This window comes from Vibrio sp. UCD-FRSSP16_30 (assembly GCF_001676025.1).
GTDB lineage: Bacteria > Pseudomonadota > Gammaproteobacteria > Enterobacterales > Vibrionaceae > Vibrio.
Genome location: NZ_LZFW01000012.1, coordinates 1 through 19,312, shown reverse-complemented (window position 1 = coordinate 19,312; position 19,312 = coordinate 1). Strand labels below are relative to the sequence as shown.

16 protein-coding genes and 1 pseudogene are annotated in these 19,312 nt (G+C 40.7%); 12 read left to right on the top strand and 5 right to left on the bottom strand.

Features of this window, described 5'->3' with window-relative positions:
* Positions 1-26 precede the first annotated feature (26 nt).
* The 6 genes from A9260_RS06985 (at position 27) to A9260_RS06960 (ending at position 4,813) form a co-directional block, all read left to right on the top strand.
* Entirely contained in the window at positions 27-1,208 is a 1,182-nt protein-coding gene (locus tag A9260_RS06985) for a beta-ketoacyl-[acyl-carrier-protein] synthase family protein (protein WP_068697518.1), read from the top strand.
* Entirely contained in the window at positions 1,201-1,665 is a 465-nt protein-coding gene (locus A9260_RS06980; RefSeq protein WP_068697516.1) for a hotdog family protein, read from the top strand. Before A9260_RS06985 ends, A9260_RS06980 begins: the two co-directional genes overlap by 8 nt.
* The gene (locus A9260_RS06975; RefSeq protein ID WP_068697514.1) at positions 1,662-2,387 is read left to right on the top strand and encodes a 3-ketoacyl-ACP reductase FabG2; all 726 of its coding nucleotides are present in this window, start codon (positions 1,662-1,664) and stop codon (positions 2,385-2,387) included. Before A9260_RS06980 ends, A9260_RS06975 begins: the two co-directional genes overlap by 4 nt.
* Positions 2,384-3,613, top strand: coding sequence for a beta-ketoacyl-ACP synthase (locus tag A9260_RS06970; RefSeq protein WP_068697512.1), 1,230 nt, complete (start codon positions 2,384-2,386; stop codon positions 3,611-3,613). The genes A9260_RS06975 and A9260_RS06970 overlap by 4 nt, the downstream gene beginning before the upstream one ends.
* Positions 3,614-3,676: 63 nt before the next feature.
* The gene (locus A9260_RS06965) at positions 3,677-4,222 is read left to right on the top strand and encodes a porin family protein (protein WP_068697510.1); all 546 of its coding nucleotides are present in this window, start codon (positions 3,677-3,679) and stop codon (positions 4,220-4,222) included.
* Positions 4,223-4,288: 66 nt separating this feature from the next.
* The gene (locus A9260_RS06960; RefSeq protein ID WP_068697508.1) at positions 4,289-4,813 is read left to right on the top strand and encodes a DUF4823 domain-containing protein; all 525 of its coding nucleotides are present in this window, start codon (positions 4,289-4,291) and stop codon (positions 4,811-4,813) included.
* 57 nt (positions 4,814-4,870) lie between these two features.
* Here the strand turns inward: A9260_RS06960 and A9260_RS06955 are convergent, their stop codons facing one another.
* Positions 4,871-6,028: a D-alanyl-D-alanine carboxypeptidase family protein gene (locus tag A9260_RS06955; RefSeq protein ID WP_068697506.1), complete on the bottom strand. Its 1,158-nt coding sequence runs from the start codon at positions 6,026-6,028 to the stop codon at positions 4,871-4,873.
* 387 nt (positions 6,029-6,415) lie between these two features.
* Here A9260_RS06955 and A9260_RS06950 point away from each other — a divergent pair, with 387 nt between their 5' ends.
* The 3 genes from A9260_RS06950 to A9260_RS06940 all read left to right on the top strand — a co-directional run bounded on the left by A9260_RS06950 (position 6,416) and on the right by A9260_RS06940 (position 8,903).
* A complete protein-coding gene (locus A9260_RS06950; protein ID WP_068697574.1) occupies positions 6,416-6,742 on the top strand; it encodes a hypothetical protein in 327 nt (108 codons plus the stop codon).
* 77 nt (positions 6,743-6,819) lie between these two features.
* Positions 6,820-7,758: a LysR family transcriptional regulator gene (locus tag A9260_RS06945; protein ID WP_068697504.1), complete on the top strand. Its 939-nt coding sequence runs from the start codon at positions 6,820-6,822 to the stop codon at positions 7,756-7,758.
* A 263-nt stretch (positions 7,759-8,021) separates the two neighbouring features.
* On the top strand, positions 8,022-8,903 hold the full coding sequence (locus A9260_RS06940) for an NAD(P)-dependent oxidoreductase (RefSeq protein WP_068697502.1): 882 nt from the start codon (positions 8,022-8,024) through the stop codon (positions 8,901-8,903).
* Between the two features lie 205 nt (positions 8,904-9,108).
* Here A9260_RS06940 and A9260_RS06935 read toward each other — a convergent pair whose 3' ends face one another.
* Both A9260_RS06935 and A9260_RS06930 read right to left on the bottom strand, forming a co-directional pair.
* Positions 9,109-9,546 (bottom strand): DUF3859 domain-containing protein, encoded by a 438-nt coding sequence (locus A9260_RS06935; protein ID WP_068697571.1) that lies wholly within the window; start codon positions 9,544-9,546, stop codon positions 9,109-9,111.
* A gap of 273 nt (positions 9,547-9,819) precedes the next feature.
* Complete coding sequence (locus A9260_RS06930; protein WP_068697500.1) at positions 9,820-12,528, bottom strand: polysaccharide lyase 6 family protein; 2,709 nt, start codon at positions 12,526-12,528, stop codon at positions 9,820-9,822.
* A 1,211-nt stretch (positions 12,529-13,739) separates the two neighbouring features.
* Between A9260_RS06930 and A9260_RS06925 the strand changes: the two genes are divergently transcribed.
* The 3 genes from A9260_RS06925 (at position 13,740) to A9260_RS06915 (ending at position 18,499) form a co-directional block, all read left to right on the top strand.
* Positions 13,740-15,149, top strand: a complete 1,410-nt coding sequence (locus A9260_RS06925) for an aminotransferase class V-fold PLP-dependent enzyme (protein WP_068697498.1) — start codon at positions 13,740-13,742, stop codon at positions 15,147-15,149.
* 87 nt (positions 15,150-15,236) lie between these two features.
* The gene (locus tag A9260_RS06920) at positions 15,237-16,178 is read left to right on the top strand and encodes a transporter substrate-binding domain-containing protein (RefSeq protein WP_068697496.1); all 942 of its coding nucleotides are present in this window, start codon (positions 15,237-15,239) and stop codon (positions 16,176-16,178) included.
* A 74-nt stretch (positions 16,179-16,252) separates the two neighbouring features.
* Positions 16,253-18,499: an EAL domain-containing protein gene (locus tag A9260_RS06915; RefSeq protein WP_082957093.1), complete on the top strand. Its 2,247-nt coding sequence runs from the start codon at positions 16,253-16,255 to the stop codon at positions 18,497-18,499.
* A 111-nt stretch (positions 18,500-18,610) separates the two neighbouring features.
* Here the strand turns inward: A9260_RS06915 and A9260_RS06910 are convergent, their stop codons facing one another.
* Positions 18,611-18,901, bottom strand: coding sequence for a hypothetical protein (locus A9260_RS06910; RefSeq protein WP_068697494.1), 291 nt, complete (start codon positions 18,899-18,901; stop codon positions 18,611-18,613).
* Between the two features lie 193 nt (positions 18,902-19,094).
* Positions 19,095-19,312 (bottom strand): annotated as a pseudogene (istB, locus tag A9260_RS06905) (IS21-like element ISVch3 family helper ATPase IstB); the annotation flags it as partial.

Sequence of the window (19,312 nt, the reverse complement as noted above, 5' to 3'; positions counted from 1 at the left end):
AACTCGCACCATAGATAAGCATTAATATGACACACACATCGCAACCTATTTTTATCCAAGATTGTGCATTTCACTCAGCAATGGGAATGCACAACGAACAAATACACTCATGTTTATCAGGCCAGCAAGCGTCTAACATGGTGCAGGATAATCATATACTCAACAGCCAATCCGCAACGATTATCGGGCGAGTAAAACAAAGCCTGCCATCATTACCAGAGCGTCTTATGGCGTTTAATTCTCGTAATAATCGTCTCGCGCTATCGGCAATGCTACAAATACAAGACTCGGTTAATGCTGCTATTGCGCAATTTGGCTCTGATCGTATCGCGGTCATTATAGGTACCAGCACCTCTGGTATTGCTGATGGTGAACTGGCCTATAAAAGTAAGCTCGATAGTGGTGATTTTTTCGATGATTTTCACTATCAAAAACAAGAGCTAGGCAATACTAGCGACTTTATTGCTGCCTACTTTGGCATTAGCGGTCCATGCTATTCAATCTCAACCGCTTGCTCTTCTAGCGGGCGCGTGTTTATTAGCGCGCAAAGACTGCTACACAGCAAAATGGTCGATGCGGTCATTGTTGGCGGTGTGGACAGTGTTTGTCAGCTCACTTTGAACGGATTTAACAGTCTTGAAGCTTTATCTGCAACGCTTTGCCAGCCGTTTTCAGCCTCGCGAAACGGGATCAATATTGGTGAGTCTGCCGCGCTCATGCTATTGAGTTACCAGCGCTCAGAGATTGCTTTGCTCGGCGCAGGTGACAGCTCTGATGCCTATCATATTTCAGCGCCGCAACCTGAAGGTTTGGGCGCTGAACAAGCCATGCAAAAAGCGTTACATGACGCAGGACTGGCAGCCAGTGATATTGGTTATGTTAATGCTCACGGCACCGCAACCCCACTTAACGACAGTATGGAAAGTAAAGCTATCTATCGTTTGTTTGGATCAGTTCCGGTGAGCTCAACAAAACCCTTAACCGGGCACACCCTTGGCGCGGCCAGCGCTACGGAAGCGGCCATTGCTTGGCACATATTAAAATACAATTTAGAACTCCCCCAACAGCACTGCAACGATAAGGCTGACGATATCGAAGTTTCTCTTGTAGAAGCGCCGATAAAACTGCAAGGAAAAGCGATTTTAAGCAATTCCTTTGCCTTTGGTGGGAATAATATCAGCTTAATTTTTGGTTACGTAAATGAGTGATTACCCTTTAATTCAACAACTATTACCTCATGATGAGCCAATGATTCTCATCGATAGAGCAGTAGACATCCAACAAGACTCGATTCACTGTCAGGTACAAATTGGTCAGAAGAACCCTTTCTTCAATGCCGAAACCAACAGTATCCCTGCTTATGTAGGGATTGAGTTTATGGCGCAGTCCATTGCAGCGTGGTCTGGATATCATGCCATACAACAAGGGCAAGCGCCTGCGATTGGTTTTCTGCTAGGAAGTCGACGTTATGTTTCTCACTACGATGCATTTCAACAAAATCAAGTTTTAGATATACATGCAGAGAAGTTAATGGAAGATAATGGCATGGCAGTCTTTACCGCGCGCATTGAATTAGACACGCAAGTAGTCGCTACTTGCCAGCTCAATGTGTACGTACCCTCTGAAGAGAAATTAAAAGAAATGAAAATCAGGAGTCAACAATGACCCGTCAAGTTTTAGTCACTGGTGCTAGTAAAGGCATCGGCAAAGCGATCGCCATCCAATTAGCCAATGATGGATTTACCGTTGCAGTTCACTATATGGGTGACATGAATGGCGCGAAAGATACTCTTGCGACCATCGAACAAAATGGTGGTACAGGACGTCTCATTCAATTTGATATCAGTAATCGCGAACAATGCCGAACTGAACTTGAAGCCGATATTGCCACTCATGGCGCCTATTATGGGGTGGTCAATAACGCCGGTATTACTCGTGATACTGCGTTTCCAGCAATGACCGAAGAAGAGTGGGATGGCGTAATTCATACCAACCTTGATAGTTTCTATAACGTTTTGCACCCTTGCATTATGCCAATGGTACAAAAACGTAAAGGCGGTCGTATTGTCTGCCTTACCTCTGTGTCAGGCCTAATGGGCAACAGAGGACAAACGAATTACAGCGCAGCAAAAGCTGGCATCATCGGCGCGACAAAATCACTGGCTCTAGAATTGGCCAAAAGAAAAATCACTGCCAACTGCGTTGCACCAGGCTTAATCGATACCGGCATGATTGACGAACATGTTAAAGAACATGCCCTACCACAAGTGCCTCTGCGCCGTATGGGAGAACCGGAAGAGGTTGCAGGGTTAGTGAGTTACCTTATGTCTGACATTGCAAGCTATGTCACCCGCCAAGTTATTTCTGTCAACGGAGGTCTAATATGACACACAGAGTTGTTGTTACTGGTATGTCTGGTGTTACCGCCTTCGGTAATGACTGGCAAACCATCGAACCTAAATTACGCGCTTGTGAAAACGCAACGCAATACATGCCCTCTTTTGAGCAATACGAAGGTTTAAATACCAAGCTTGCCGCGCCTATCAATGACTTTGAACTGCCAAAGCATTATAAGCGTAAACAAGTTCGCGGCATGGGCCGAGTTTCAAAACTGGCGACCGTGGCAACAGAAAATGCCCTTACTCAAGCCGGCTTAATTGGCGCAGATATACTGAGCAATGGTCAAACGGGTATCGCTTATGGTTCATCTACAGGTAGTACCGATGCGATTGGCGCTTTTGGCGTTATGCTTAACGACAAATCAACTAAAGCCATCACTGCCACTACTTACGTGCAAATGATGCCACATACCGCAGCAGTTAACGTAGGATTGTTCTTTGGACTGAAAGGACGCGTGATCCCCACCAGCAGCGCTTGTACTTCTGGTAGCCAAGCGATTGGTTATGCTTATGAAGCGATTAAACATGGCTATCAAACGGTGATGGTTGCTGGCGGTGCTGAAGAGCTTTGTCCAACAGAATCCGCCGTCTTTGATACCTTATTTGCAACCAGTTTAAAAAATGACGAACCAAAGAGCACGCCTAGCCCTTATGATGCAGATCGTGATGGTCTGGTGATTGGTGAAGGTGCAGGATCACTTATTCTTGAAGAGTATGAGCACGCTAAAGCTCGCGGCGCAAAAATTTACGCAGAAGTGATTGGTTTTGCTAGCAACTGCGACGCCACTCATGTGACTCAGCCGCAACGAGAAACCATGCAAATCTGTATGGAAATGGCACTACGTGATGCCAAACTTGCTCCTGAAAAAATCGATTATGTTTCAGCCCACGGCACAGCAACCGAACGTGGTGATATTGCCGAAAGTAATGCAACGGCTAATGCACTGGGTAAAGTGCCGATTAGCTCACTCAAGAGTTACTTTGGTCATACTCTTGGCGCGTGCGGCGCAATAGAAGCATGGCTAGGCATTGAAATGATGCATTGTAATTGGTTTAACCCAACGCTTAATTTAGAGAATCTTGATGAGCAGTGCGGCGATCTAGATTACATCACAGAAAAAGGTCGTACTCTCAATGTAGAATATATGATGAGTAACAATTTTGCCTTTGGTGGCATTAATACGTCTTTGATTTTTAAAAAAGAGCCTATGTAGATTCATAATCTGACGCATAAGCTCTCTATTAATCAACGATATAATCAAGATAAAAGAGAGCTTATGAAACAAGCCATTGCACTACTTACTGTGGGCGTCATGTCCTTTTCTGCATCTTCGTTTGCACATGACAACACAGATTTTAGCGGTTTCCGCATTGGAGGGGGTTATTCCACGACTCACCTGCTAACCGCTCAAGACGACCACATTGAAACGGGCCATTACGGTGACGGATTTAAAGTTGAAGCTGGATACGATTTTAACCATATTGTCGGCATTAACTTAGCCTACCAAGAAAACAACGGCAGCAATAACCTATCAGGCTCCACTTGGAAGCTAGATACCGATATTGGCTACGCCTTCGATTTTAGCCAGTGGCAACTCAAACCTTATGCCGCAGTCGGAATTGCATCCTATAAAGAAGACTATACTATCAATAATCGTAATTTGAGTAATGACGATACCTCAATACTCCTCGGCGCTGGCGTAAGGTTCACACTTGAAGGCGGGTTTTATGCCAATTTCAAACAAGATTTTATGCTCTTAAAAGACCGCACCGAAGATGTCAGCATGGGACAAACTTCCCTGACCTTTGGCTACCAATTTTAGAGCTATATAATGGGATATAACAATTCATAGCCTCATATAATTCCACTTTGATGAGATAGATACCCAATGAAATTAATTCGCTTAGTTCCTTTTATTGCTCTTGGTATGCTTGGATGTGCCGATACCCATGGTATTAACGTTTCTACCGCTGAGTCCAATATGAAATTGAGCAGTAGTGATGCTGTTTACGTGGCTCGCTCAAAAGACGGTCAATATGGTACAAAACAATATACTGGCTCAGGCGCAACTTTAAGCCAAGCGATTCAATCTTCACTAATACGCAAGATGGATAATATTGTCGTTGCAGAACAGTACCAACCCTATTCAGATGCACTGCAGTATGCAGAAAAGCATAAATTCAATTATCTAATCTACCCAACAATAATGCACTGGGAAGATAGAGCAACTGAGTGGTCCGGTAAACCTGATGTTGTTGAAGTGAAAGTTTCAGTTGTAGAAGTGAATAATAAAACTGTTATCAAGTCAGGAATTATCAACGGTAAAAGTGGATTGTTTACCTTTGGCGGCGATAAACCTCAAGATCTATTAGGTGAGCCACTAAATACTTATCTTGATAGCGTCATTGAGTAGAAAATAAGAGAGTGATGATTATTCGCACTAAGCAAATAATCATCACTCATTGAAAAACTACACAAACATCAAACGAACGCGGTCAAATAAACGCTTAAAGAAACTACCTGATTCGACATCATGCAATGCGATCAACGGTGAACTTCTTAGTACTTGATTGTCTGAATCGACGTAATTTACTTGACCAATTTCATCACCTTGAGCTATCGGCGCTTGCAACTTACTAGGCAAATCTACGACCGCTTTAATATGATCGCCACTGCCGCGACGTACTGACATATAAATATCTTCAGGTACCCCGACACTCAGTTGGTTTTGTTTACCCATCCAGATTCTAGTCTCTGTTAACTCGGCATTACCAGCGTGCGGTTTAATCGTTTCAAAAAATCGGAAACCATAGTTAAGTAAGCTCTTACTTTCAGAAGTACGAGTATTAGCACTTGAGGTTCCCATTACGACAGAGATAAGTCGCATATCGCCTTGGGTTGCCGTACTCACTAAGCTGTATCCAGCGCCCTTGGTATAACCTGTTTTCATACCATCGACATTCATGCTTCGATCTCTTAGCAAAGCATTACGATTGTATTGAGTGATGTTGTTGTATTTAAACGATGTTTCACTATATAGAGGGAATAAAGTAGGCACATCTCGAATTAGCGCCTGCCCTAGCCTTGCCATATCGTAGGGTGTCGTCACCTGATTAGGATCGTCTAGACCATGGGCGTTAGCAAAATAAGTATCGGTTAAATTTAAACGTGTTGCCCAACTGTTCATTAGGTTGACAAAAGCATCTTGAGAGCCGGCTACATGCTCTGCAATCGCAACTGAGGCATCATTACCAGATTGAACAATCAAACCTCGCAATAAATCACTAAATTGCACACTAGTGCCAACTTCGATGAACATTTTAGAAGAGTCCGGGAAGTTTTTAGCCCATGCTTCACGGCTGATTGTGACCTGATCAGTTTTCGATATATTGCCCCGATTAAGCTCTTGCCCAGCGGTATAACTGGTCATCAATTTGGTCAAGCTTGCAGGCTTTAATGGTGTGTGAGAATGATTCTCTGCGATCACTTCTCCTGAATGATAATCTAAAAGCACGTAGCCCTTAGCAGACAATGAAGGTGGATTTGGCACTGCCATAGGCGCAGCAACCGTTGAAAATGACAAACAGCTAAGAAGTGTCAGAGTTAAACTATTCAGTCTTTTATTCATAGTTCCAAAAGTAAAAGTTGGGTTCAAGAGGCACACCTTGTGTTGAGATGTTTATAGGTAATTATTGTTATTCACTAGCACAATCATAGGTTCCACATATCATATGAAACTCAAGTATCGACTAAATGCACTCATTGAATAATACCTTGTTGTATACCTATTAACGCAACCATACTTGCTCTATAGAAACAATCACTTACAACTCAGTCTCTAAATTGACTCCCGAACTTTAACCAGGTTGATTCATTTGCTAAAAACAGCATTTTAGATATCCGTTAAAAGTTAAGCACTTACCTGTACCTCCACGATTAAAAATTTGATCAACACACTAGAAAATCAGGTCTATAATGCGCTCTCTCTATTGACGACCGAATGACGTTTAAAATGATAAAAAGATGCTTGGCTCTTCTCTTTTTGAGCACTTTAGTGGGCTGTACTCATAACCAAGCTAAGAATCTGGATATGAATACGTCTTCGGTCAATGTGTACCCGCAGAAAATGACCAACCTTCAGCTCTGCGATACCTTGTATTATGGACGTCACACCAATCAAACTCACGCTGCGATTGGTAGTGAGTTTAATCGTCGCAAGTTATATAAAACATGGTGTCAAAGACATGAAGATGAGTTCTATCTAACTCGTTCTATCAAATGGGTCGTGCACACTGGTAAGGGTAAGAAAACCACCATAACAAAAGAGATTAGCTACAATTAGTCCGCTTATTGCATCAATTACAAGTAATATATAAAGACCAATCGTAGTAAGTATATTGTCAAACTTGAGTTGAACGCATGTTATTAAACGATCTAAAAGTGGTATTAAAAGTAGCTGAATTTCGCAGTATCACAGCTGCTGCCCATAGTTTGGATATGCAAGTTGCCACCGCGAGTGCGGCGATTAAGCGTGTCGAGAAATCGGTAGGTATTGAGCTTTTTATTCGCACTACTCGCCAGTTAAGATTATCGACTGCGGGTGAGCGATATATGCCCCAGTGTGAGCAGGCTTTACAACTATTAGAGCAAGCTAAGTTAAATGTTCAAGACGACCTTGAAAGATTAAGCGGTGAGATAAGAATTGCCCTGTCATCCGATCTTGGACGTAACGTTATTACCCCTTGGATTGATGCTTTTCTAGTTGAGCATCCGCAAGTCAATTTACGCAGTAATATTAGCGACAGTAATATTGATTTTTATCGTGACTCTGTTGATATGGCACTTCGTTATGGTCGTCCGACAGATGCCAGCATGTATGGTTTCAAAATCTGTAATGTGCCACGTCTGTTATGTGCCTCTCCCCTTTACCTTGATCAATACCCAACGCCTAAGCACCCTAACGATTTAAAAGATCACAACGGACTGTTTTATCAGCTTGGCAATGTTGTGCAAAATGAGTGGCGTTTTAATCATAAAGAAGAGAGTGTTAAAATTAAGCTCTCTGGTAATCGAATTTCAAATGATGGCGACTTAGTGCGTCGTTGGTGCGTATCAGGTTACGGTTTTGCGATTAAATCTTGTCTTGATATGGCTGATGATTTATTGAACGGACGAGTTATTAATGTGCTTCCTGACTATCACCCAACGCCGACTGAGCTTTGGTTAGTCTGCCCTAGTCGACAATCAATTACGCCAACGGTGCGCTTGCTACGTGACTACTTTAGGCAACAAACGCAACTTGTACTTCAGCAAATGATCGATACGAAGACTCTCAAACATGACGTACTCAATGGATAACCATTCTCCTTCTCTTTCTTAATACCGTAAGGCTATAAAATGAGTTGCAGTCACTATGCACTGACTGTTATTTGAGTGGCATATCAAGTAATAAACTTAGCGTCTACATTGAGAATCAAGGCTTTCTAGGGGCATTTTTAGCGCTTGATCAAAAAAATGAAAATTTGTCACCCTTTCTTGCAAATCTACGATTGATTAAATCCCATTGGGCGTATATCCTCTCTGTCGATATAATCATACAATAGTATATTTCGGAGTTAGACATGACTAAACCTGTTATTGGTTTCATCGGCCTGGGCCTTATGGGCGGCAACATGGTTGAAAACCTACAAACACGCGGCTACCAAGTAAACGTAATGGACCTTAACCAAGACGCAGTTGATGCTGTTCTTGCTCGTGGTAACGCTACACAATTTACTTCAGCTAAAGAACTTGCAGCAGCAAGTGACGTTGTTGAGCTTTGCCTAACAACTTCAGCAGTTGTTGAAAAAATCGTTTACGGCGAAGAAGGTATCCTAGCGGGTATTAAAGAAGGCGCGACTCTTATCGACTTCGGTACTTCTATCCCTGCTTCTACTAAGAAAATCGGTGCTGAACTAGCAACTAAAGGCGCGGGCATGATCGACGCACCTCTAGGTCGTACTCCTGCACACGCTAAAGATGGTCTACTAAACATCATGGCTGCTGGCGACATGGATACGTTCAACAAAGTTAAGCCTCTTCTTGAAGAGCAAGGCGAAAACGTATTCCACCTAGGTACTCTAGGTTCAGGTCACGTTACTAAACTAGTTAACAACTTCATGGGTATGACTACTGTTGCTACTATGTCTCAAGCGTTCGCTGTAGCGAAACTTGCAGGTGTTGACGGCCAACAATTGTTTGACATCATGTCAGCTGGTCCTTCTAACTCTCCGTTCATGCAGTTCTGTAAATTCTACGCTGTAGACGGCGAAGAAAAACTAGGCTTCTCTGTTGCTAACGCAAACAAAGACCTTGGTTACTTCCTTGCTCTTTGTGAAGAGCTTGGTACTGAGTCTCTAATCGCTCAAGGTACTTCTACTAGCCTACAAGCTGCTGTTGATGCAGGCATGGGTAACAACGACGTACCAGTAATCTTCGACTACTTCACTAACCTGAAGAAGTAATTAGAAGATAAACCTAACGGTTTAAAAATATAACCTGACTGTTTCTCTGAAACCGTCAGGTTTTTTTATGTCTGTCTCTTTTTATCTCTACCAATGCCAGCCTTTAACTCCATTTTGCCAAGGGTATCCGCTTTTCTTTAGCTCTCACCTTTGCGACTCACAGCCTTATCTGGCGCAACTTTACTCGCTAACAGCCATAATTTGACTAATAACCTCTTTGCTTCCAAAACTGTCCCTCGTCACGAGCCACAACCTTAAAGCTCTTCTGCGCAATAACTTTATCGTTCGCCTCTAACGTCATGCTCCACTCACCTAGATTGCTCTCAAGGCCATCAACAGGATGTAATAACTGTATGGTATCCCCTAGATAGAAATCCCAGTCATTGCTTCGCACATAAATCTCTCCATCAAAAGGCGCCAGTACTTTGCCTTTCTTATTAATGATTCCTGGATGATGGATACAATAGTTAAGTAGCGTTCCTTTAGCCTTTTTGATATTAACAATAAAGCCAAACTCAACTCCCTCTTCTGCTACGACAGTATTAGTGAACTGAGTAATCTTAGGAAGATCTTTGGAGTCTGCATCCCAATGAGAATAGATGCCATAAGAGGTTATTTTGATAATGGGGGTACGTTTTGCCAAGATCTTCGCTCCAATAAAAACGATATTATACATAGCCGTCTCTATATAACTGAGCAATATCATCACCTTATTTAACTCATTCACAGAAGATAACGACTTATACCAATCACAGTAATTAAACTTTCAGAAATAGCGCAGGAAAAACACTGTCTCTAATCGCAATAACAGTAATTTAGAAGTTCATCAAATTTGCTATGTTCTAACACAGTAAAAGCCCCTCCTATAAATAGGAGGGGCTTAATTTAAGATAAACAGTTTGTTTATTTAATCGTATTACTTAGCATCAACACGCTTAACTAGGCGAACTTCATCGAAGTAAGCTGCGCCTTCCGCATCAGGCTCACCTTTGTAAGTCAAAGTGAAGTAATCTAAGCGAACTTCAAGCTCATCTTCTGATTGTTGAGCATCAACTGCGTCCATGTCTGTTGTATCAATTTCGATATAAGCAAAGATGGTTGCAGAAGTATGATCGCCCGTATTGAAGTCGAAAGATACTTGCTTAAAGTGTGATTTGTTGGTGCCTTGCGCAGCATCATCAAGCTCACTTACATGTACACGTGTCTCAGCAAAAACAACACCATCGCTGTCTTCCAGACCATAGTGCAGTGTTGTTACAGAGTCATCACCTTTCTGGTCACTGTAGTAAAGACCAAATGTCATGGCAGTATTCGCTGGAATAGATGCGATTTCTTGACTGATACCTGGAGTTGCAGTGTAGTCATTTGATACATTGTCTTTAAAGCGTACACGTGCAGACTTGTTAGAGAATGCTGAGTCACTTGAAGAACCTACATCACCAAGTCCTTCAGAATCATTTTCTACAGTAGTCCAAACATCTGAAATGCCGTCAGCAAAGTTACCATCTTCAACAGTATCGATTGTCACTTCGCTAGCAAGAGCAAGAGACAGTACGCCTGATGTTTCTTCAGCTGCTGTGAACTCATGAATTACAAGCTCATAATCAGTATCAGATACTTCACCATCAAAAGTATTTGTACCGACACTGATGTTGTATTGACCTTTAACAAATGCAGATACTGCATAGTTTGCACCTGGAGTCAGTTCAACTGTTTGGTATAGACTCTCATCAACACCTGCAACAGCACTTGAGCCGTAGCTAAAGGTATCTTCATTAGTAACGCCAGCCTCACCAGACCAATCTTTAGCTCCATCAGCAAATGCGTAGTTTGCAATGACTGTTTCTTGGATGATTGCCGCAGGTTTCTCGTAGTCGTAAGAAGGACCAACATCTGCATAAGTTAGAGGGCTAAGTACCGCTTCGCCGTCAGTCAGATCATCAGCACCAGCAAGTGTGTCTTCGTTTCGAGTTAAACCATCCATATCGATAGTCACTGCTGCAAATTCACCCATGTCGTATTCAGTTGCATCAATATTAGATTCAGCTGTTGGACGGTATAGACCATTAACATCTTGTACTAGCTCTGCGCTATAGAAACCATCTTCTGCAATATCATCAGTTTCTGAATATGAATCACCGTGTACGATGTTACCAACAACAACAGAATCACTTGACCAACCGCGGTCAGTATCAACAAATACTGAACCAATCGCTTTATCAACTACGTTGTTAGCAAAATAGATTTGCTCTGGTTGCTTAGACTTGCCACCACCATCAATATTGATACTGTTTACGCTATCAACAACTGTGTTAAACGCAATGTGAACGTTTTCTAGTTGTTGGTAACCGTTACCACCATCACCAGAACCATCACTACCTAGTAGAACGATACCACCGTGGTGTGATGAAGACTCGTAACGAGCACCTTCAATGTAGTTGTTTGTCACAATGTGACCATCATCAACCAGTCTTAGACCACCAGCGTACGGGTGACCATCACCAAATACAAAGTTGTTGGCGATAAGGTTGTGATTACCATGACGGTTAGTAATTGAACCGTAGCTGTTACGTACTGTATTTTGTGCGATTACGTTGTTTGATGCTTTGTTTGAAATAACTTCAGCTTCACCCTGAATACGCTCAAATAAGTTACCAACGATAAATGAGTTACCTGCATAGTGATGCGTTTCACTTAGACCAGTACGAATCGCTTCGTAATCATTGTCGCTGCTGCTAGCGTACAGCTTACCGTTTGTTGGTGGACGGTTTGCAAAGTAGTTAGCGTAAACTGTGGTGTACTCAGCAAGGCCGCCGTTGCCTTCATCCATCAAACCAGTTTCACGTAGTAAGGAAACCATTGGGTTACCGGTTGTTTTACCACTGAAAATATTGTGATCAAGCCAGTTATGTTGGCCGTATAGCGCAATCCAAACACCATTGTCTGAGCTGTCGCTAGTGATGTTTTTGTCACCATCAACGTTAAGGAATACGTTTTCTGTAATACGACAATGGTTACACATTTCGTCAGAACCAAAGCGTGTTTCTAGTAGTTTGCTGCTTGAGCTTTCTGGGCCATCAAAAACAAGGCCGTGCAGTTGAACGTGCTCACCGCCCATCACAACTTTAGCTTCGCCAGTAATGATTACGCTACCAGGAGTCATAGCGCGCACTTTGATTGGTTCTTCTTCAGTACCAATACCACCAAACTTAAGGTTAGCTTCTGAGTACGTACCATCTTCGATACAAATTACTGTACCAGCCGCTAGAGCAGTTTCGCTGATATCGATTTCTGAAACAGTTTCATCACACTCAGAAGTATCAGTAGTAAGTAGAGTCTTAACGCCTTCTGGCATATCCGATACAGCAGGAACATCTGATTCGACTACTTCAGGATCAGTTGGTTCTTGTGGATTTGAATCATCCGGATCTGCAGGTGTTGAGTCATCTGGATCTGCAGGCGTTGAATCATCTGGGTCTGCAGGAGTAACCGGATTAGATGGATCAATAGGGATTACTGGCGTTGAATCTGAATTACCTGGATCAGCAGGAGTAGTACTTTCACTAGTATCATTACAACCTACCAACGCAAAGCCTATTAATATGGCTAAAATATTCTTATTCATCTGTCCTCTTACACTTCAAGTGGTTTTTATTTTGTGTGTATATTTTATTGGATATTTCAGAAACGCCAAGAGATCGAGATCTCACTTGTCATACATTATCATTATATGAAACCAATTCTTACATATATAAACCACACGCAACCCATTGATTTAAATGGCTTTTATAAGTATTTATGTATATTTACATTGATTTAATGAATAATTCAAAGCATGACAAGCCTCACTATTCTTGACATTAAATAATCAAGTAATACAAATTAGCCTATGTGATCTCAGTAACATTTCGTCATATTTTTAAGATTATCAATTTAAACCCCTGAAATATTAGTCACTTATTAGGGATATTATTTGCCAGATAATTCAGGTGAGATTTCATATTTATAACTAAGAGGGTTTTAGAGTGGTAACTATTAGTACACTTTGTTTCACTAGATTGCTTTAGAACCTATTAATAAAAGAAGACATATAGGCTTATGGCTATTTAAGAGGGTATTCATACATTGATATTCTAGTGGGTAATAAGGTGCTGCCTATAAATGACAAAACAACAGATCAGGTTAAAATAAAGTTCTATTTAATGACATCATCCCGCTATAGCACTAATTAACCACGCTCAGATAAAAACAATTATAACTATTAAAATTAACATTTTTATTAATTATTAGTATAAGCAAATCCTAGGTCATAGAAGCCCACCATTAATTAACATTTTAACTTTATTTACACCGTAAATAGTAAGATCCAATATAAGCATCAACTCACATAAGTTAATCTTATTAACCAAGTCATAAAAACTTCAAAAGAAACCTCTAGAAAAAACCCTTAACGAGTCACGCATTACAAGCAAGTTATTGATATTGATTGCCTTTTCAGTGTTATGCTATAGAGATCACAATTATTAACTATTTATACTCTTATTTATAACAGCTGTATCTCGATGTAAGTTAAGTTACGACAATACAGTGCCAATTGTTTATTTAACCTTAATTACTCTGGTCGAGCAGCGCACAGGACTGAGCTTGAAATCATTTCGTGTGTAATAAAAGCATAATATAAATCAGGGCAAATATTAGGCTGATGACGATTGATACCGGCGTAATAAAAAGAAAGACACTTAATAGTGCTTATCAAAAGAAATATCAGACATAGCTAATATTATTTTCATAAACATTAATTTGATGTTATACCTCACTAACTAAAGGAAATGGAAAATGAGTAAAACCACGTCTAAGTTTAACCGTAGGGACTTCTTAAAAGGCAGTGCCGGTGTTGCTGTAGCTGGACTAGGCACATCTATGTTTTCGACAGGCGCAGCGGCTAAACACCCTGGCTTTCACCCTGGAAATTCCAACTCTTCAGACAAAAACTTCTGGAAACAGGTTAAGAAGCAATTCTCTCTAGCTAAAGATAGCGTCTACATGAATATAGGCACTACCGGCTCTATACCAACCAGCGTTCTACAAACGTTAACTGAAAACAACGAGCTTGTTGCTCAATACCCTTGGGATATGCAAAACAAGTTCGGTAGCTGGCCATACGTGAGTAACATGGTAGCGGATATTGCTCCGGGGTTTGGTGCTGATGAAAATGAGATAGTGATAAACCGAAACACCACTGACGGTATGGTTTCTGTTATCAGTGGACTCGATCTTAAAAAAGGCGATATCATCCTTACCACACACCATGAACATATGGGTGGTACTTCTCCTCTTTTTACTGCAACAGAGCGTGTAGGCGCACACGTAGTTAAAGTTGAAATCCCTGTCTATACGGGCAAAGGTCATTTAACTAAAAAAGATTATGTGAAGGTATTTGCTGATGCCATTAATGAACATAATACTGAAGGTAAAGTTCGTTTAGTCATGTTCTCACACATTACTTACCGTACAGGTACTCTTTTACCTGCTAAAGAAATCTGTGCATTAGCACGCAATAACCGTATCCCAACCTTAGTTGATGCCGCGCATACCATCGGTATGATGAACCTTGATCTACATGATTTAGATTGTGACTTCTATGCAGGTTCAGGACATAAATGGCAATGTGGACCAGGTGCTACTGGTATTTTATACATTCGCCAAGAAGCCGAGCGTCTAACTGAGTTTTGGCCAGCCGATCGTCGCCCATTCTATCTTGTGAATTCTTCTATGGGTGAAGACAGCTATCAAACAATGAGTGTTGCAACACGTATGCAATACGTAGGTAATGATAACTACCCTGCAAAACAAGCATTTACAGATAGCTGTAAACTTTGGGATGAGATTGGTCGTGATAAAATCGAAGAGCGTATCTTAGATCTAAGCGCACTATGTAAAGAAGAGCTAGGGCAAAGACTGCCTAAAGGTGTATTATTCTGTTCACCAAACAGAGAGCTATCAAGCGGATTAACCTCATTTAACCCATTTGCAGATGATCTGCTAAATGGCACTCGACTTACAGAGTTCCGCGATCGCCTTCGTGAAGAGTACGGCTATATTATCCGTACGACTAACTTCCCTGTGAAGTTAACAGATACATCTGATACTTATGCTTTAAGAATCTCTACTCACCTTTTCCACGATGAAGATGAAGTAACCGGACTTGTTGAAGCGATGGCGCACCTGTACAAGCAGATGGCTTAATCATCTCCTCTTAAAAGCAATGCCATAAGCAACATAGGGCTCGCTTGATAAGAGCGAGCCCTAATTTATTTTCAAGGATGAAGATTAATGAATAAGATAACCAATATGAAAACACTATCAACTATTCTGACCGGCTTGTGTATCGCCTTTCTCTTTAGCGTAAAATCAAGCTATGCATATGATTTAAAAGAAGTTAAAGAGGCTGGAGTCATTCGGCATATCGGTATTCCATACGCTAATTTCATTAATTATATCAACAAGGATGGTTTGTACTCAGCACAAGGCCTAGATGTTGAACTGATTCAAGGATTTGCTAAGTACATAGGCGTAGACTATGAATTTGTACCGAGTAACTGGAATACAGCTTTTGGACAGTTAACTGGTAAAGAAGCTATTTTTACTGATAATAAAATTCAATATGGTAACGAAGTGCCTATTACTGGTGATGTAATCTCAAATGGTGCAACCATTCTTCCTTGGAGAGAGCAACTAGTTGATTTTTCAGATGATTACTTCCCTTCGGCTGTTTGGTTAATCTCCCGTACAGATTCTAAATTAAAGCCAATCACACCAAGTGGATCTGTCAATAAAGACATCAATCTGGTTAAACAGTTAATAAAAGGTCACAATGTATTAGCAATGGAACAAACCTGCCTTGACCCTAATTTGTACAACCTATACGAAACAGGCGCTAATATCATCCTTCCTAAAGAAGAGCGAAAGCTTAATGAAATGGTACCCGCGATATTAAATAATGATGCAGATAACACATTGCTTGATGTACCAGACACATTAATCGCTCTAGAGAAGTGGCCAGGTGAAATTAAAGTCATTGGTCCAGTTTCAGAAGAACAGTTCATGGCTGCTGGATTTAGAAAAGACTCTCCAGAGCTACGCAAAGCATTTAATCATTACTTACAAGACATAAGAAATGATGGCACGTATAACCAATTAATTGAAAAATACTACCCTTCTGTTTTCTACTTTTACAGTGACTACTTCAAAGGTCATGAGGCCGAAGAGATATAATAATGAGGCTTAAAGTTAATAGCCGAAATGCAATTTTAATGGGAGGGTTCCTTTTGGGAGCCTACCTATTACTGATGATTATTGTGACCAACTCTGGGCAAAATCGTCTTAAAGAATCGCAACTTAATGAACTCAATCTTAAAGTAAAAATCTACTCTGAATCAGTTAGTTACCTCTTTGAAACCATCCATAAAGATATGAGAGATGTAGCTCAACATAAAACTACTTATACCTTTTTTGCTAACTTAGCCTCTGGTATGTCTATGCGCTACGGACTCGGCTCAAGCCTTCTTCAGTTACGTAGACATTTAGCTCAGCATACAATGCCCGATAGCTCAATCAACGAAAAAGCTAAGTTTGACCGTATGTTATTAGTTGGCTTTAACTCAAAGGTTATTGCCGATTCTAACGCTACAGAATCCTTTGATGTCGATAGTATTCCTTTTGATGAAATGCGTAAGGTCGACCATAAAATGGATATTATATCTAAAAATAATACGATCATTATTCGAGCCCTACAAAACGTCTACTTAAATGAGGAATTGGTTGGTGTTGTTGTCGGCTATATCAAAAAAGATACGATCATTAATCTACTGACTTCACAAGAATATGAACATAATAACAGTCGACTTGAACTCTCAACCGCCCAAGGTTCACTGCCTATCTGGGATACGTTTAGAAGCATAAAATATGGACATAAGAGTAATCAATTAGACACCTTATACTTTGATCTAAAAGTAGAAAAATCGCCATTTAGATTAAAAGCTTGGTTTGAGCCTTTATCTGAAAGCCAAATAATCACCTCGACTTGGTTTACTTTTGCGCTCTCTTTTCTTGCGGTGCCAGTAATACTTGGCCTGTATTATTCTTTACGCATTAATAATACTAATTTAATACTTTCGACTAAAATCAAAGAAACAAACAATCAGCAAACTGCATTAACACGACAAAATGAACGTTTAAAAACAGAAATTGACCGTCGAAAAATGTATGAAAAAGAGCTCGCCTATCAAGCTAGCCACGATATTTTAACTCGATTATCTAATCGAAAATCTGGCGATGAAAAACTCAGACACGCTCTACTACAAGCTAAACGGGATGAAATGAGCGTCCTTGTGATGTTTATTGATCTCGATAACTTCAAGCAAATTAATGACACTCTTGGGCATTTAGCTGGAGATAAAATCTTAACTCAAACAGCTCAACGCCTGCGTGATTCAGTACGTAAAACTGACGTAGTAGCACGTATTGGGGGTGATGAGTTTTTATTGGTTATCCCTAATTTAAAATCAGAAAAAGAAGCTCAACAATTAGCATCTAAGCTTCTCGGTACATTTGAAATGCCTTTTGACTTAGATGATAGTGAGTTTTTCGTTTCTACTAGCATAGGGATGTCTATTTACCCTAGAGATGGAGAGACAGCCGAAGATCTAATGGCCCATGCAGATATTGCAATGTACCGAGTAAAAAAAGAAGGTCGTAATGGCTTTAGCTTCTATGAAGCTAGTATGAATACTGATGTTCAACGGAACTTAGATATCGATGCTAGGTTACGTCAAGCTATCGCTCATAATAAATTAGAAGTGTATTACCAGCCAATTATTGACCTCTATACCAATAAAATCGCAGGTGCAGAAGCACTAATGCGCTGGCATGATGACAAACTAGGTTTTGTCTCCCCTGATGAGTTTATTCCAATTGCAGAGAAGAATGGTCTCATCCATAAGATTGGAGAGATTGCTTTAAATACAGCTTGTCATCAAATTCAACAATGGCAAAGCATCCAGCCACTCTCTATTGCGGTGAACTTTTCTGCTGCTCAATTTAGGCAACAAGACACCCTGATTGACAGTATTTTAACCGCACTCGACCATTCTGGATTAAGTGCAAACTTATTGGATATAGAAATTACTGAGAGCTTACTGTTCAATAACAACATTGAAACTGTCCGCCTGTTAGAAGAGATCAAAAGAATTGGAGTACACCTGTCTATTGATGATTTTGGTACAGGTTACTCAGCGCTCAGTTATCTACAAAAATTTCCATTTAGTAAACTCAAAATCGACCGTTCATTTCTGCAAGATATGGAAACAAATCCGTCTTCGCAAGAGCTGGTGAATGCCATTATTGCTATGGCAAAAGCCCTTGGTTTAAAAGTTGTTGCCGAAGGTGTTGAAACACAATGGGATAAAGTCCATTTACAATCACAACAATGTGAATTTGCTCAGGGTTATTATTACAGTAAAGCACTGCCTAAAGCAGAGTTTGAAGCTTTATTGCATGAGTATAACGATACTCGATACGTTAATTTTATCATCTAAAAGGGCTCTAGAAAGAGCCCTGTATTAATGAGTCATCGATATCTAGATTCACCTCACAACACGTATATGCCATCACTGTAAGACGTTGGCATAAATAGCGTTGGGATAAGATTAAACGCGCTTATGATTAATTCTCACGCCTGCGTTACTATCAAACATCTTATGCGTTTTCTGATTAGCATTGCTATCGGTAGTAGCGCCAACCATGCCTTTATCTTCACTCATATGAGAGTGCCTCTTCATGTCTCTCTCATCATTACTTGTCCCTGCACGATTCTCTGCAATAATAATGGCATGAGTTTCAGCAGTTGCATTAGAAAGCGTTGATAGGTCTTGTTGTGCAATAGCTGTAGAAGATAAAACCACGATACACGCGGTCATAAAACCTGTTGTATAGTTCATTTTAACGTCCTCAGTAAATAGAGTTAACACTTTGATTTAAAAAATGATTCCCTTCGTTATTCATATATGAACATAGCCTCAAATAATCAATTTTGATTGCCACTTTTCATTCGGTGCGTATTCCGGTGATTGCGATCAGCTGTTTCGGTTTATTCCGATCACCAGATCCTGCCGTTTTTCTCTCTTCTTATTTTTACTCTAAGTGATCGGATTGCGCCAGTTTTCTCATTGATTCACCTCCCAGTTCTATTCGATGACTATTGTGTACGAGCCGATCCATTAGCGCGTCTGCAACGGTAGCGTTACCGATCATGTTGTACCACTCCTTTACGGGTAATTGGCTGATGACGATTGTGCTGCTGTTTTGATAACGATCTTCAAGCACTTCTAGTAAGTGACCCGCATGCTCTT

Coding starts and splice junctions, on each gene's coding strand:
- A9260_RS06985 (WP_068697518.1), top strand. CDS start 27: ATGACACACACATCGCAACCTATTTTTATCCAAGATTGTGCATTTCAC.
- A9260_RS06980 (WP_068697516.1), top strand. CDS start 1,201: ATGAGTGATTACCCTTTAATTCAACAACTATTACCTCATGATGAGCCA.
- A9260_RS06975 (WP_068697514.1), top strand. CDS start 1,662: ATGACCCGTCAAGTTTTAGTCACTGGTGCTAGTAAAGGCATCGGCAAA.
- A9260_RS06970 (WP_068697512.1), top strand. CDS start 2,384: ATGACACACAGAGTTGTTGTTACTGGTATGTCTGGTGTTACCGCCTTC.
- A9260_RS06965 (WP_068697510.1), top strand. CDS start 3,677: ATGAAACAAGCCATTGCACTACTTACTGTGGGCGTCATGTCCTTTTCT.
- A9260_RS06960 (WP_068697508.1), top strand. CDS start 4,289: ATGAAATTAATTCGCTTAGTTCCTTTTATTGCTCTTGGTATGCTTGGA.
- A9260_RS06955 (WP_068697506.1), bottom strand. CDS start 6,028: ATGAATAAAAGACTGAATAGTTTAACTCTGACACTTCTTAGCTGTTTG.
- A9260_RS06945 (WP_068697504.1), top strand. CDS start 6,820: ATGTTATTAAACGATCTAAAAGTGGTATTAAAAGTAGCTGAATTTCGC.
- A9260_RS06940 (WP_068697502.1), top strand. CDS start 8,022: ATGACTAAACCTGTTATTGGTTTCATCGGCCTGGGCCTTATGGGCGGC.
- A9260_RS06930 (WP_068697500.1), bottom strand. CDS start 12,528: ATGAATAAGAATATTTTAGCCATATTAATAGGCTTTGCGTTGGTAGGT.
- A9260_RS06925 (WP_068697498.1), top strand. CDS start 13,740: ATGAGTAAAACCACGTCTAAGTTTAACCGTAGGGACTTCTTAAAAGGC.
- A9260_RS06920 (WP_068697496.1), top strand. CDS start 15,237: ATGAATAAGATAACCAATATGAAAACACTATCAACTATTCTGACCGGC.
- A9260_RS06915 (WP_082957093.1), top strand. CDS start 16,253: ATGATTATTGTGACCAACTCTGGGCAAAATCGTCTTAAAGAATCGCAA.
- A9260_RS06910 (WP_068697494.1), bottom strand. CDS start 18,901: ATGAACTATACAACAGGTTTTATGACCGCGTGTATCGTGGTTTTATCT.